Here is a 13,311-nt window from a genome sequence, read left to right as displayed (position 1 = left end):
TTCACCCGTAGATCTACGACTTCGAGAGAGAATCACAGACTCATGGCGAACTACACCGCCGCTGACGTCAAGAAGCTCCGCGAGCTCACCGGCGCCGGCATGATGGACTGCAAGAACGCGCTCGTGGACTCCGACGGTGACGTCGACAAGGCCATGGAAGCGCTCCGTATCAAGGGTCAGAAGGGCGTCGCCAAGCGCGAGGGCCGTTCTGCCGAGAACGGTGCCGTCGTCTCCCTCATCGCCGACGACAACACCTCCGGTGTCCTCGTCGAGCTGAAGTGCGAGACGGACTTCGTCGCCAAGGGTGACAAGTTCCTGGCCGTCGCCAACCAGCTGGCCGCCCACGTGGCCGCCACCTCCCCGGCCGACATCGAGGCGCTGCTCGCGTCCGAGATCGAGCCCGGCAAGACCGTCCAGGCGTTCGTGGACGAGGCCAACGCCAACCTCGGCGAGAAGATCGTCCTGGACCGCTTCGCGCAGTTCACCGGCGGTTACGTGGCTTCGTACATGCACCGCACGATGCCCGACCTGCCGTTCCAGATCGGTGTCCTCGTCGAGCTCGACAAGGAGAACGCCGAGGTCGCCCGCGGCGTCGCGCAGCACATCGCCGCGTTCGCCCCGCAGTGGCTCTCCAAGGAAGACGTTCCGGCCGAGAAGGTCGAGTCCGAGCGTCGCATCGCCGAAGAGGTCACCCGCGCGGAGGGCAAGCCCGAGGCCGCCCTCCCGAAGATCGTCGAGGGTCGCATCAACGGCTTCTTCAAGGACGCCACCCTGCTCGGCCAGCCGTACGCGCTGGACAACAAGAAGTCCGTCCAGAAGGTTCTGGACGAGGCCGGTGTCACCCTGAAGCGCTTCTCGCGCATCAAGGTCGGCATCTGAGTCGGTCCGTACGCGACGGACACCGGACCCCGGTAGGGTCTGAAGCAGTCGTCCGCGCTTGCGCGAGGCGACCGCAGATCTGACGAGGAGGCCATTGCCGTAGAGGGAACCGCAAGGACCCACCGGCAATGGCCTTCTTCGTATGTGCACGAGGAGATCTCCATGAATCAGGGCGTGGACCCCCACACCGCATCCGACGACAAGAGCGACCAGGACAAGAAGGGCCGCCGCTTCATGCTGAAGCTGTCGGGCGAGGCCTTCTCCGGTGGCGGAGGGCTCGGAGTCGATCCCGACGTCGTCCACGCCATCGCGCGTGAGATCGCCGCGGTGGTCCGCGACGGCGCGGAGATCGCCATCGTGATCGGCGGCGGCAACTTCTTCCGCGGCGCCGAGCTCCAGCAGCGCGGCATGGACCGGGCCCGGTCCGACTACATGGGCATGCTCGGCACCGTGATGAACTGCCTCGCCCTCCAGGACTTCCTGGAGAAGGAGGGCATCGACTCCCGCGTGCAGACCGCCATCACCATGGGCCAGGTCGCGGAGCCGTACATCCCGCTCCGCGCCGTGCGGCACCTGGAGAAGGGCCGCGTCGTCATCTTCGGCGCCGGTATGGGCATGCCGTACTTCTCCACCGACACCACGGCCGCCCAGCGCGCCCTGGAGATCGACGCCGAAGCCCTGCTCATGGGCAAGAACGGTGTCGACGGGGTCTACGACTCCGACCCGAAGAAGAACCCGGACGCGGTGAAGTTCGACGCGCTGGAGTACGGCGAGGTGCTCTCCCGCGACCTCAAGGTCGCCGACGCCACCGCCATCACCCTGTGCCGTGACAACAAGCTGCCGATCCTCGTCTTCGAGCTGCTCGCCGAGGGCAATATCGCCCGCGCCGTCAAGGGTGAGAAGATCGGCACGCTCGTCAGCGATCAGGGAACCCGGGCCTGAGCAGTCCGCTGCCGGGCCGAGCCTGTCCGGCTCGGCCCGTCCTGCCCGCCCGCCCGAACCATCCATTCAAGACATGCAGGAGCACGTGGTGACCGAAGAGATCCTCCTCGAGGCCGAGGAGAAGATGGAAAAGGCCGTCGTCGTCGCCAAGGAAGACTTCGCCGCGATTCGCACCGGTCGTGCGCACCCGGCGATGTTCAACAAGATCGTGGCGGAGTACTACGGCGCCATCACGCCCATCAACCAGCTCGCCTCCTTCTCGGTGCCCGAGCCGCGCATGGCGATCGTGACCCCGTTCGACAAGAGCGCCCTGCGCAACATCGAGCAGGCGATCCGCGACTCCGACCTCGGTGTCAACCCGAGCAACGACGGCAGCATCATCCGGGTGACGTTCCCCGAGCTGACGCAGGACCGCCGCAAGGAGTACATCAAGGTCGCGCGCACCAAGGCCGAGGACTCCAAGATCTCGCTGCGAGCCGTCCGCCGCAAGGCCAAGGACGCCCTCGACAAGCTGGTCAAGGACAAGGAGGCCGGCGAGGACGAGGTGCGCCGCGCCGAGAAGGAGCTCGACGACACCACCGCGAAGTACGTCGCGCAGGTGGACGAGCTGCTCAAGCACAAGGAAGCCGAGCTCCTCGAAGTCTGATGAACGACACTTCCTGGCAGCCGGAGCCGGTTCCGGCGGGTCCCGCATACGATGCGCAGGTGGGCCCGCACACTCGGCCCATGCCCATCGTGCCCGATGCCGCCGGCCGTGACTTCGACGACCGGGAAGCACGCGATCGGGGGGCCGTCGCGAACGGCGGCCTCCTCTTCCGCGCCGATACGCCGCCGCAGGAGCCCATGCCCAGCCCCCCGCCTCCGCATGCCCCGCAGCCGCAGGACGCCTCGCCCCCGCCGCCCAAGAAGCGCGCCGGGCGGGACCTGCGTGCCGCCATAGGGGTCGGCGTCGGTCTCGGCGCGGTGATCTTCGCCTCGCTGTTCATCGTCAAGGCGGTCTTCGTCGGCGTCGTCGTCGTCGCGGTCGTCGTGGGCCTGTGGGAGCTGACCTCCAGGCTCCACGAGAAGAAGGGCATCAAGGCCCCGCTGGTACCGCTCGCGGTCGGTGGCGCGGCCATGGTCATCGCCGGATACGTCCGCGGGGCCGAGGGTGCCTGGGTGGCCATGGCCCTGACCGCGCTGGGGGTCCTTGTCTGGCGGATGACCGAACCGCCCGAGGACTACCTCAAGGACGTCACGGCCGGTGTCTTCGCGGCGTTCTACGTCCCGTTCCTCGCGACCTTCGTCACGATGCTGCTCACCGCCGACGACGGGCCGCAGCGCGTGGTCACCTTCCTGGTCCTGACCGTGGTCAGCGACACGGGGGCCTACGCGGTGGGCTGGCGGTTCGGCAAGCACAAGCTCGCGCCGCGCATCAGCCCCGGCAAGACCCGCGAGGGGCTGCTCGGTGCGGTGGCCTTCGCGATGGCGGCGGGCGCGCTGTGCATGGAGTTCCTCATCGACGGCGGGGCCTGGTGGCAGGGCCTCCTGCTGGGGCTCGCGGTCGCGGTCAGCGCGACGCTGGGCGACCTCGGCGAGTCGATGATCAAGCGGGACCTGGGCATCAAGGACATGGGCACGCTCCTGCCCGGCCACGGCGGCATCATGGACCGGCTGGACTCGCTCCTGCCGACCGCGCCGGTGGTGTGGCTGCTGCTGGCGGCGTTCGTGGGCACTGGCTGAGCCCTGCTGCCGACGGCTCCGGTGCCACGCGGCGGAGCCGCATATCGGATACAGCGCTGCTGCTGGCGGCGTTCGTCGGCACCGGCTGACCTGCCGTCCCGCCGTCCGGCTGTCCCGTACACGTGCTGACCTGCGAAAAGGCGGCGTCATGCGCCGGGCGGTTACTCTTGGAAGGCGCGCTGCTTCTGCGGCGCGCCTTTCGTCTTACAAGGAGTACCTGCCATGGCCCGCCCTGTTCCGGGAGAGCTCACCTTCGTCGCCCCGCGCGGAGCCAAGAAGCCGCCCCGGCACCTCGCCGACCTCACTCCCGAGGAGCGCCGCGAGGCGGTCGCAGCGATCGGCGAGAAGCCGTTCCGTGCCAAGCAGCTCTCCCAGCACTACTTCGCCCGGTACGCGCACGACCCGGCCGAGTGGACCGACATCCCCGCCGCGTCCCGCGCCAAGCTCCAGCAGGAGCTCCTGCCGGACCTGATGAACGTCGTGCGGCACATCAGCTGCGACAGCGACACCACCCGCAAGACCCTGTGGAAGCTGCACGACGGCACGCTCGTCGAGTCCGTGCTGATGCGCTACCCGGACCGGGTCACCATGTGCATCTCCTCGCAGGCCGGCTGCGGGATGAACTGCCCGTTCTGCGCCACCGGCCAGGCGGGCCTCGACCGCAACCTCACCACCGCCGAGATCGTGCACCAGATCGTCGACGGCATGCGCGCCCTGCGCGACGGCGAGGTGCCGGGCGGTCCGGCCCGGCTCTCGAACATCGTCTTCATGGGCATGGGCGAGCCGCTGGCCAACTACAAGCGGGTCGTCGGCGCCATCCGCCGTCTCACCGACCCGGAGCCCGACGGCCTGGGCCTGTCGCAGCGTGGCATCACCGTCTCCACCGTCGGCCTGGTCCCGGCCATGCTGCGCTTCGCCGACGAGGGCTTCAAGTGCCGCCTCGCGGTCTCGCTGCACGCGCCCGACGACGAGCTGCGCGACACCCTCGTGCCCGTGAACACGCGGTGGAACGTCCGTGAGGTCCTCGACGCGGCCTGGGAGTACGCCGAGAAGTCGGGCCGCCGGATCTCCATCGAGTACGCGCTGATCCGCGACATCAACGACCACGCCTGGCGCGGTGACCTGCTCGGCAAGCTGCTCAAGGGCAAGCGTGTGCACGTCAACCTCATCCCGCTGAACCCGACGCCGGGCTCGAAGTGGACCGCTTCGCGGCCCGAGGACGAGAAGGCCTTCGTCGAGGCGATCGCCCGGCACGGCGTGCCCGTGACCGTACGGGACACCCGCGGCCAGGAGATCGACGGCGCCTGCGGTCAGCTGGCCGCTTCGGAGCGCTAGCTTCCGCTTTTGGCCGATCACATTCGGCCGCGGGGTACCCTGTGGCCGAACCAATTTCATATTCCGACAGGGGAGCGCCACAGCGCTGAGAGTGCGGGACCGTCAATCCGCAGACCCTCTGAACCTCGCCCCGGTCATTCGGGGTAGGAAGTTCGGTCATCACTCAAGCTGTTGCGCCCTGCCCGGCGTCCGCTCCTTCAAGAGCGCCGGGCAGGGCCGCGTCTTCTCCTGGTCATCCCAGGAGGAATCACCAGTGAGCACCACCAAGAAGATCGCGGGCGCCGCGCTCGCGGCCGCGCTGGGCGTCACCACGCTGAGCGCCTGCGGAGGCGGCGACACCAAGGACAAGCCCGCGGGCGCGAGCGACGCCCCGAAGCCGAAGACCGTCACGCTCGTCTCCCACGACTCCTTCAACGCGACCGAAGCGGTCCTCAAGGAGTTCGAGCAGCAGAGCGGCTACACCGTCAAGGTGCTGAAGTCCGGGGACGCGGGTGCGGCGCTGAACCAGGAGATCCTCACCAAGGGCTCCCCGCGCGGCGACGTCTTCTTCGGCGTGGACAACACGCTCCTCTCGCGCGCCCTCGACAACGGCATCTTCACGCCGTACGAGGCCAAGGGCCTGGGCGAGGTGAAGCCGGAGTTCCAGCTCGACAAGGAGCACCGGGTCACCCCCGTCGACTCCGGCGACATCTGCGTCAACTACGACAAGGCCTACTTCGCCGAGAAGAAGATCGCCCCGCCGCAGACGCTGGACGACCTGATCAAGCCCGAGTACAAGAACCTGCTGGTCACCGAGAACGCCGCGACCTCCTCGCCCGGCCTCGGTTTCCTGCTCGCCTCCGTCGGCAAGTACGGCGAGGAGGGCTGGAAGGACTACTGGAGCAAGCTGAAGGCCAACGGCGTCGAGGTCGTCGACGGCTGGGAGCAGGCATACAACGAGCGCTTCTCCGGCTCCGCCGGCGGCAAGAAGGCCAAGGGCGACCGCCCGCTGGTCGTCTCCTACGCCTCCAGCCCGCCGGTCGAGGTGCTGTACGGCGAGCCGCAGCCGGCCGAGGCCCCGACGGGTGTCTCCACCGGCACCTGCTTCCGTCAGACCGAGTTCGCGGGTCTGCTGAAGGGAGCCAAGAACGAGGAGGGCGGCAAGGCGCTCCTCGACTTCCTGATCAGCAAGAAGTTCCAGGAGGACATGCCGCTCAACATGTTCGTGAACCCGGTGACGAAGGACGCTTCCCTGCCGGAGCTGTTCACGAAGCACGGTGTGGTGATCGAGAAGCCGGAGAACGTCACGCCGGAGACCATCGCCAAGAACCGTGAGCAGTGGGTCAAGGCATGGACCTCGCTCGTCGTGAAGTAGACGGTACCGAGGAGTCGGGCACGGCGCCGGGGGGTGCCGCGCCGGGCTCCGGTACCGGCGAGGGCCGGCGGGCGGTCGCGGTGCGGCTCGCCCTGATGGCCTTGCCCCTCGCCTTCTTCGGGCTGTTCTTCGCCTACCCCGTCGCCGCGATCGTCGGCCGCGGCCTCAAGACCGACGACGGCTGGCAGTTCGGCCGCGTCGGCGAAGTGCTGGCCCGGCCCGACATCGCCGACGTGCTGTGGTTCACCACCTGGCAGGCGCTCGCCTCCACCGTGCTCACGCTGCTGATCGCACTCCCCGGCGCGTACGTCTTCGCGCGCTTCGAGTTCCCCGGCAAGCAGCTCCTGCGGGCCCTGGTCACCATCCCCTTCGTCCTGCCGACCGTGGTGGTCGGCACGGCCTTCCTCGCGCTGGTCGGCCGCGGCGGACTGCTGGACGAGCTGTGGGGCGTCCGGCTGGACACCACCGTCTGGGCGATCCTGCTCGCGCACGTCTTCTTCAACTACGCGGTCGTCGTACGGACCGTCGGCGGGCTGTGGGGGCAGCTGGACCCGCGTCAGGAAGAGGCCGCCCGGGTACTGGGCGCGGGGCGGTTCGCCGCCTGGCGGCGGGTGACGCTGCCCGCGCTGGCACCGGCGGTGGCCGCCGCCTCGCTGATGGTGTTCCTGTTCACCTTCAGCTCCTTCGGCGTCGTACTGATCCTGGGCGGGCCCGCGTACTCCACCCTGGAGGTGGAGGTCTACCGGCAGACCGCGCAGCTCCTGGACCTGCCCACCGCCGCCGTGCTGACGATGGTCCAGTTCGCCGCGATCGGCGGGATTCTCGCCGTGCACGCCTGGACCGTGCGCAAGCGGGAGACGGCGCTGCGGCTGGTGGACCCGGGCCGCACCACGCACCGGCCGGCCGGCTGGGCCCAGCGCGCCCTGCTGGGCGGGGTGCTGCTGACGGTGGCGCTGCTGATCGTGGCGCCGCTGGCCGTCCTGGTGGAACGGTCCTTCGACGCCCCCGGCGGGTACGGGTTCGGCTTCTACCAAGCCCTCCAGGACGTGACCGCCGGGGGCGGAACCTTCCTGGTGCCGCCGCTGGAGGCCATCTGGAACTCGCTGCGGTACGCGCTCGCCGCCACCGGCATCGCCTTGGTCATCGGCGGGCTGGCCGCAGCGGCGCTGACCCGGCGCGGCGGCCGTTTTGTGCGTGGCTTCGACGCGCTGCTGATGCTCCCGCTCGGGGTGTCCGCCGTGACGGTGGGTTTCGGATTCCTGATCACGCTGGACGAGCCGCCGCTGGACCTGCGGACCTCGTGGATCCTGGTGCCGCTGGCGCAGGCACTGGTGGGTGTGCCGTTCGTCGTACGGACCATGCTGCCGGTGCTGCGGGCCGTGGACGGACGGCTACGGGAGGCGGCCGCCGTGCTCGGCGCGTCCCCGCTGCGGGCCTGGCGGGAGGTGGACCTGCCGCTGGTGCGGCGGGCCCTACTGATCGCCGCGGGCTTCGCCTTCGCCGTCTCGCTGGGCGAGTTCGGCGCGACCGTCTTCATCGCCCGGGCGGACCAGCCGACGCTGCCCGTGGCGGTGGCGCGGCTGCTGGGGCGGGCCGGTGAGCTGAACTACGGGCAGGCGATGGCCCTGAGCACGATCCTGATGCTGGTGTGCGCGGTGGCCCTGCTGGTGCTGGAGCGACTGCGCCCCGACAAGACCTCCGGAGAGTTCTGATGACACTGCTTCAGCTGGAAGGGGTGTCGGTCCGCTTCGGTGAGCGCGCGGTGGTGGACGCCGTGGACCTCGCGGTCGCCGAGCACGAGACCGTGTGCGTGCTGGGCCCGAGCGGGAGCGGCAAGTCCACCCTGCTGAGGGTCGTCGCCGGGCTCCAGCAGGTGTCCGCCGGCCGGGTCCTGCTGGGCGGGGCCGACCAGGCGGGCGTGCCCGTGCACCGGCGGGGCGTGGGCCTGATGTTCCAGGACCACCAGCTGTTCCCGCACCGGGACGTCGGCGCGAACGTGTCCTTCGGGCTGCGGATGCGGGGCGCCGGCCGGGCGGCGTACGAGGCCCAGGTCGCGCAGCTGCTCGAACTGGTCGGCCTGCCCGGTGCCCAGGGCCGGGCGGTGGCCTCCCTGTCGGGCGGCGAGCAGCAGCGGGTCGCCCTGGCCCGGGCCCTGGCGCCGGCGCCCCGGCTGCTGATGCTGGACGAGCCGCTGGGCCAGCTCGACCGGGGGCTGCGCGAGCGGCTCGTGGTGGAGCTGCGCGGGCTGTTCTCCCGGCTGGGCACGACGGTGCTGGCCGTCACCCACGACCAGGGCGAGGCCTTCGCGCTGGCCGACCGGGTGGTGGTGATGCGCGACGGGCGGATCGCCCAGGCCGGGACCCCGCTGGAGGTGTGGCAGCGGCCGGCCTCCGAGTTCGTGGCGCGGTTCCTGGGCTTCGAGAACGTGGTCCCCGCGACGGTGTCGGGCGGGGCCGCGGACACCCCGTGGGGCAAGGTACCGGTGCCCGCCGGATCCCCGGAGGGGGAGCGGCAGCTGCTGATCCGGCCGGCCGGGGTCCTGCTCGGGGAGGACGGGCTGGCCTGCGAAGTCCTGTCGCGGACCTTCCGGGGGACGCACGTCGCACTGCTGCTGCGGCCGGTGTCGGGCCCGGAGCTGGAGGCGGAGTGCGGACTGGCCGGGGCCCCGGCCGCGGGCGACCGGGTCAGGGCCTCCTTCGCCCCGGCCGAGGTGGTCGTCCTGCCGGCGGCGCCCTGAGCGGCCACGGGGAATCCTGGATTTCCCTGATGTGGCGTCAGGGGCCGCTCAGGGTGGAGGTGGGGTGATCCCCGACGAAGCGGGCGGATCCGGGCGGACAGACTCGCAGGGACTTGATCATCGCGTTCCGAGTGGAGTCTTCCCATGCGCCGTCTCGCAGCCCTGCCCCTGACCGCCGCCCTGGCGTTCGGTCTCGCCGCTCCCGCGCACGCGGCCACCGCCGGCTCCGCCCCGGCCCTCGACCACGCCGCGCTGCGCGAGGCGATCGCCGTGCGCCCGGGAGACGGCGCCGCCGGTGTCGTGGCCGAGGTGCACAAGGACGGACGGACCTGGCGCGGCACATCCGGGGACGTCGTCACCGGCAAGCGGGTCAGCCCCGACGCGCACTTCCGCATCGGCAGCGTCACCAAGCCCATGGAGGCGGTGATCCTGCTCCAGCTGTCCGCCGAGGGCCGCGTCGACCTGGACCGGAGCGTCCAGCACTACCTGCCCGGACTGCTGCCGGACAGCCGGTTCGAGGAACCGATCAGTGTGCGGCAGCTGCTCAACCACACCAGCGGCCTGCCCCAGGACTTCGAGGGCGCCCCGGACGGCTCGCCGGACGAGGAGATCGAGCGCCGCCTCGACTACCTCACCTTCGACGAGGTGATCGAGCGGACGCTCCGTCCCGAGGGCAGGCCGGCCCCGGGCCCGCGCTTCCGCCCGGGGACCCGGCAGGAGTACAACTCCTTCGGGTACCGCGTCGCGGGCAAGCTCATCGAGGAGATCACCGGCCACCCGTTCCAGTACGAGGTGACCGCCCGCATCTTGAAGCCGCTGGGGATGCGCGAGACCAGGCCCGCCACGCCGGGCCGCAGCACGCCGGTGCCCCGGCCCTACTTGCCCGGCTACCTGCTGAAGGGCGACGGCGAGCCGGTCGACGTCAACGTGCAGGGCGGACTGCCCACGAGCATGACCTCCACCACGGCCGACCTGGACCGCTTCATCTCCGGCCTGTTCGACGGCCGACTGCTGCGCCCGGCGCAGGCGGCGGAGCTGTTCACCGTGCCGAAGGGCGCCGACGGGAAGCCGCTGCCGTACGCCGACGCCTCGAACTGCAACACCGGACCCGGCAGGGGCACGGCCTGCTACAGCGTCGGCCTGATGTCCGTGCCGCTGCCCGACGGCTCTGTCCTGTGGGGCAAGACGGGCTCCGATCCGGGGTACCGCAGCGGTGTCTTCGCCTCCCGGGACCTGAACCGGCGCGCGGTCTACGCGATGGGCACGTCGTCGTCCGCCGGCGGCGCCCCCGCGGTGGCCCAGCGCCTGTCCCTCGCCGCCTTCGGCGGCCGGGGGACGGACACCCCCTAGGGGCGGACGCCGTCGCAGGAGACCAGCAGGTGGCGGGGGCCGCGCAGGACCGCGTTCTGGCGGTACGGGGGCGGGTCCTGGAGCAGCTGCGGGTTCTCCAGCCTGCGGGCCAGCTCGCTCAGCGCCAGCTGGGCCTCCTGGCGGGCCAGCGGAGCCCCGAAGCAGCTGTGGATCCCGCTGCCGAGGCCCAGGTGCTGGATGTCCTTGCGGTCCGGATCGAAGCGGTCCGGATGCTCGAAGCGCTTCGGGTCCCGGTTCCCGGACGCCAGGATCAGCCACAGGGACGCGCCCTTGGGGATGGTGACCCCGGCGACCTCGATGTCGGAGAGGGTGCTGCGCTGGGGCAGCAGCTGCACGGGCGGTTCGTACCGCAGCAGCTCTTCGACGATCGGCACGGCCAGCTCCGGTTCGCCGCGCAGCCGCTGGAGGACGTCCGGGTGGCGCAGCAGGGTCAGCATGCCGTTGGTGATCAGGTTGACCGTGGTCTCGTGGCCCGCGATCAGCAGCAGCGCGGAGGTGCTGAGCACCTCCATGGTGGTCATCGACCCGTCCGGGCCCTCCGCCGTCGCCAGCTGGGACAGCATGTCGTCGCCGGGGTTCTTGCGGCGCTCCTCGATCAGCCCGGCCAGGTACATGCCCAGCTCCATGCGCGCGTCCATGGCGCCCTTGCCGTGCTGGGTGGGGTCCGCGTCCGGGTCGGGGTCCAGGCTGGCGGCGAGGGCCTCCGCCCACACGTGGAAGCGCGGCTCGTCCTCGCGGGGCACCCCGAGCAGCCTGCAGATGACCGAGACCGGGAACGGGTACGCGAACTGGTCGACCAGGTCGATCCGGTCCAGGTTCCCGGTGGTGACGATGCCGTCGATGAGCCCGGACACGAGGTCGCCGAGTTCCTCCCGCATGTCGTGCACCCGGTGCGGGGCGTGCGGCGGCCCGAACGGCCGGTTCGTCATCCGCCGCAGCCGGTCGTGGTCCGGCGGGTCGAGCTTGAGGAAGGACGGGGGCAGGGTCGCACCCTCGTCCTCGGACTGGCCCAGCGGATCGTCCCCGGTCGCCTTCAGGTTGCGGGCGTCGGAGCTGATGCGGGGGTCGTGAAGGAGGCTCTGGATCTCGTAGTACGTACTGACGACGTACGGACCGTCCCCGTCGTGGGAGACCGGCGTCTTGCGGAGCTCCTCGTACAGCGGGTACGGGTTCGCGCGGTTCGCGTAGTCGATGATCTCCCGCAGGAGGGCTTGTGTCATGACGGGTCCTCGTGATCCTCGGGGGAGGGCGCGGTGGTCAGTGGTGCGCGGGGGTGAAGGTCATCTTCCGGTCGGCCGGCGAGTATCCGCTGAGGGTGATGGTCGGCCCGTGGGTCGGCACCGACGGGTCGGGGAAGTCCGCCGGCATCGGCTTGCTCCCCTCCGGCCTGCGGTCCACCGTGGAGAAGGGCGGCGGGAACGGCGCGGTCGTCTCGATCTGCTGCTCGTAGAACGGGAGCCACCGGCACTGGTCGAAGGTGACGGCGGCGATCACGCGCCCCTGGTAGCCGTACACGGCCGCGAACCTGCGCTCGGCGCGCGAGCCCTGCGTGATGAGGATCTCCGTCCCCATCGGCGGCACCCCGACCGACTTGATGTTCACGCCGAACTGGGAGGACCAGAACGCCGGGACCCACAGGTGGGGGCGGCGGTCCGCGCTCTCGCTGAGCATGTTGTGCGCCGCCGTGTCGGCCTGCGCGACGGCGTTGCCCCAGTGCTCCAGCGACAGGAACTGGTAGCCGAACAGGGCGTGCGGGGAGCGTGCCACGTCACCCGCCACATAGATGTCGTCGGTGACGATGCCCCGGATGTCGAAGGCCCGGCAGCCCGCGTCACAGGCGATGCCCCGGGGACCCGCGCCCAGTCCGGAACCCGTGAGCCACTCGGTGTTGCGCTGCGCGCCCAGCGAGACGACCACCACGTCGGCCTCGACCGTGGACCCGTCGGAGAGGTGGGCGGCGCGGACCCGCCCCGAGGGGTCGCCCTCCAGCCCGGTCACCATGACCCCGGTGCGCAGGTCGACCCCGTGCTCGCGGTGCATCTCCGCCGCGACCTCCCCGATCACCCCGCCGAGCGCGCCGACCAGCGGCGCGGCGCCCCGTTCGGCGACGGTGACGTCCAGGCCGCGCTCCCGGCAGGCGGAGGCGATCTCGGAGCCGGTGAATCCGGCTCCGATGACGAGCACCCGGCGGGGACCGGCGGCGAGGGCCCGTTGCAGTCCTTCGCCGTCGTCCCGGGTGCGCAGCACGAAGACCCCGTCGAGGGCGCCCTCGTCCGCGTTGGGCCACGGCCGGGCCCGGACACCGGTCGCGATCAGCAGCCGGTCGTACTCGACCTCGTCGCCGTTGCCCAGCCGGACCCGGTGGGCGGCCATGTCCAGGCCGGTGGCGGGGACCCCGAGGCGCCAGTCGGCGTCGATCGCCCGGCGGCGGGGGAGCGCGGTGTGGTCGGCGACCGCGTTGCCCAGCAGGACCTGCTTGGACAGCGGGGGCCGGTCGTACGGCTCGTACGGTTCGTCGCCGATCATCGTGAGCGAACCGGCGAAGCCCTTCTCGCGCATGGTCTCGGCGGCGCGCAGACCGGCCAGCGAAGCGCCGACCACGACGATGCGGCCCTCGCGCTTCAGCCACTCCAGGGCTCCGTCGTGTGCTCCTCGACCGGTCACCGCGCGCCTCCGGAGTGGGCCGCGGCCCCGGTCACGGCTTCCAGGTCCTCGTCCGTGTACTCCACCAGGATGGCGCCGACCGGACAGGCGGCCACGGCGCGGGCGACGTTCTCCCGCTGCTCGGCAGCCGCCTCCGGGTTGTACAGCAGCGACTCGTCGCCGTGCATGGCGAACACGTCGGGAGCGAGGAAGGCGCACTGCGCGTACCCCTGGCAGCGGTTGAGGTCGACGACAAGCCTCATGACGGATCTGCCTTTCGCTGGCCTGATCATCCCCGTCACCCCCGGCCCCCCGCCCCTCCCTTTCC

12 protein-coding genes and 1 riboswitch are annotated in these 13,311 nt (G+C 70.9%); of the genes, 9 read left to right on the top strand and 3 right to left on the bottom strand.

Annotated elements, in window-relative coordinates; translation table 11 throughout:
* The first annotated feature begins 42 nt into the window (after positions 1-42).
* The 9 genes from tsf (at position 43) to OG447_RS30960 (ending at position 10,319) form a co-directional block, all read left to right on the top strand.
* Entirely contained in the window at positions 43-879 is an 837-nt protein-coding gene (tsf, locus tag OG447_RS31000; RefSeq protein ID WP_266940845.1) for a translation elongation factor Ts, read from the top strand.
* A gap of 162 nt (positions 880-1,041) precedes the next feature.
* On the top strand, positions 1,042-1,821 hold the full coding sequence (gene pyrH, locus OG447_RS30995) for a UMP kinase (RefSeq protein ID WP_266940843.1): 780 nt from the start codon (positions 1,042-1,044) through the stop codon (positions 1,819-1,821).
* A gap of 88 nt (positions 1,822-1,909) precedes the next feature.
* The gene (gene frr / locus OG447_RS30990) at positions 1,910-2,467 is read left to right on the top strand and encodes a ribosome recycling factor (protein ID WP_030016386.1); all 558 of its coding nucleotides are present in this window, start codon (positions 1,910-1,912) and stop codon (positions 2,465-2,467) included.
* A complete protein-coding gene (locus tag OG447_RS30985) occupies positions 2,467-3,543 on the top strand; it encodes a phosphatidate cytidylyltransferase (RefSeq protein ID WP_266940841.1) in 1,077 nt (358 codons plus the stop codon). Before frr ends, OG447_RS30985 begins: the two co-directional genes overlap by 1 nt.
* Before the next feature lie 222 nt (positions 3,544-3,765).
* Complete coding sequence (gene rlmN, locus OG447_RS30980) at positions 3,766-4,878, top strand: 23S rRNA (adenine(2503)-C(2))-methyltransferase RlmN (RefSeq protein WP_266940839.1); 1,113 nt, start codon at positions 3,766-3,768, stop codon at positions 4,876-4,878.
* Positions 4,879-4,936: 58 nt separating this feature from the next.
* A riboswitch (TPP riboswitch) is annotated at positions 4,937-5,046 on the top strand.
* 85 nt (positions 5,047-5,131) lie between these two features.
* Entirely contained in the window at positions 5,132-6,232 is a 1,101-nt protein-coding gene (locus OG447_RS30975) for a thiamine ABC transporter substrate binding subunit (protein WP_266940837.1), read from the top strand.
* A gap of 95 nt (positions 6,233-6,327) precedes the next feature.
* Positions 6,328-7,944, top strand: a complete 1,617-nt coding sequence (locus OG447_RS30970) for an iron ABC transporter permease (RefSeq protein ID WP_266940985.1) — start codon at positions 6,328-6,330, stop codon at positions 7,942-7,944.
* Positions 7,944-8,969: an ABC transporter ATP-binding protein gene (locus OG447_RS30965; RefSeq protein ID WP_266940835.1), complete on the top strand. Its 1,026-nt coding sequence runs from the start codon at positions 7,944-7,946 to the stop codon at positions 8,967-8,969. The genes OG447_RS30970 and OG447_RS30965 overlap by 1 nt, the downstream gene beginning before the upstream one ends.
* Positions 8,970-9,113: 144 nt before the next feature.
* Positions 9,114-10,319, top strand: coding sequence for a serine hydrolase (locus tag OG447_RS30960; protein ID WP_266940833.1), 1,206 nt, complete (start codon positions 9,114-9,116; stop codon positions 10,317-10,319).
* Here OG447_RS30960 and OG447_RS30955 read toward each other — a convergent pair.
* The 3 genes from OG447_RS30955 to OG447_RS30945 are packed head-to-tail and all read right to left on the bottom strand — an operon-like array spanning position 10,316 to position 13,246.
* Positions 10,316-11,560, bottom strand: coding sequence for a cytochrome P450 (locus OG447_RS30955; RefSeq protein ID WP_266940831.1), 1,245 nt, complete (start codon positions 11,558-11,560; stop codon positions 10,316-10,318). The genes OG447_RS30960 and OG447_RS30955 overlap by 4 nt on opposite strands.
* A gap of 37 nt (positions 11,561-11,597) precedes the next feature.
* Positions 11,598-13,004 carry an NAD(P)/FAD-dependent oxidoreductase gene (locus OG447_RS30950; protein WP_266940829.1) on the bottom strand — a complete coding sequence of 469 codons (1,407 nt, stop codon included), beginning with the start codon at positions 13,002-13,004 and terminating at the stop codon, positions 11,598-11,600.
* Positions 13,001-13,246 (bottom strand): ferredoxin, encoded by a 246-nt coding sequence (locus tag OG447_RS30945; RefSeq protein ID WP_266940827.1) that lies wholly within the window; start codon positions 13,244-13,246, stop codon positions 13,001-13,003. The genes OG447_RS30950 and OG447_RS30945 overlap by 4 nt, the downstream gene beginning before the upstream one ends.
* Positions 13,247-13,311: the final 65 nt, after the last annotated feature.

Origin of the sequence: Streptomyces sp. NBC_01408 (assembly GCF_026340255.1) — a bacterium.
In the GTDB taxonomy this organism is placed as follows: domain Bacteria; phylum Actinomycetota; class Actinomycetes; order Streptomycetales; family Streptomycetaceae; genus Streptomyces.
Note: the sequence above shows the minus strand (reverse complement) of the source record. Positions and strands in the feature narration are given on the sequence as shown.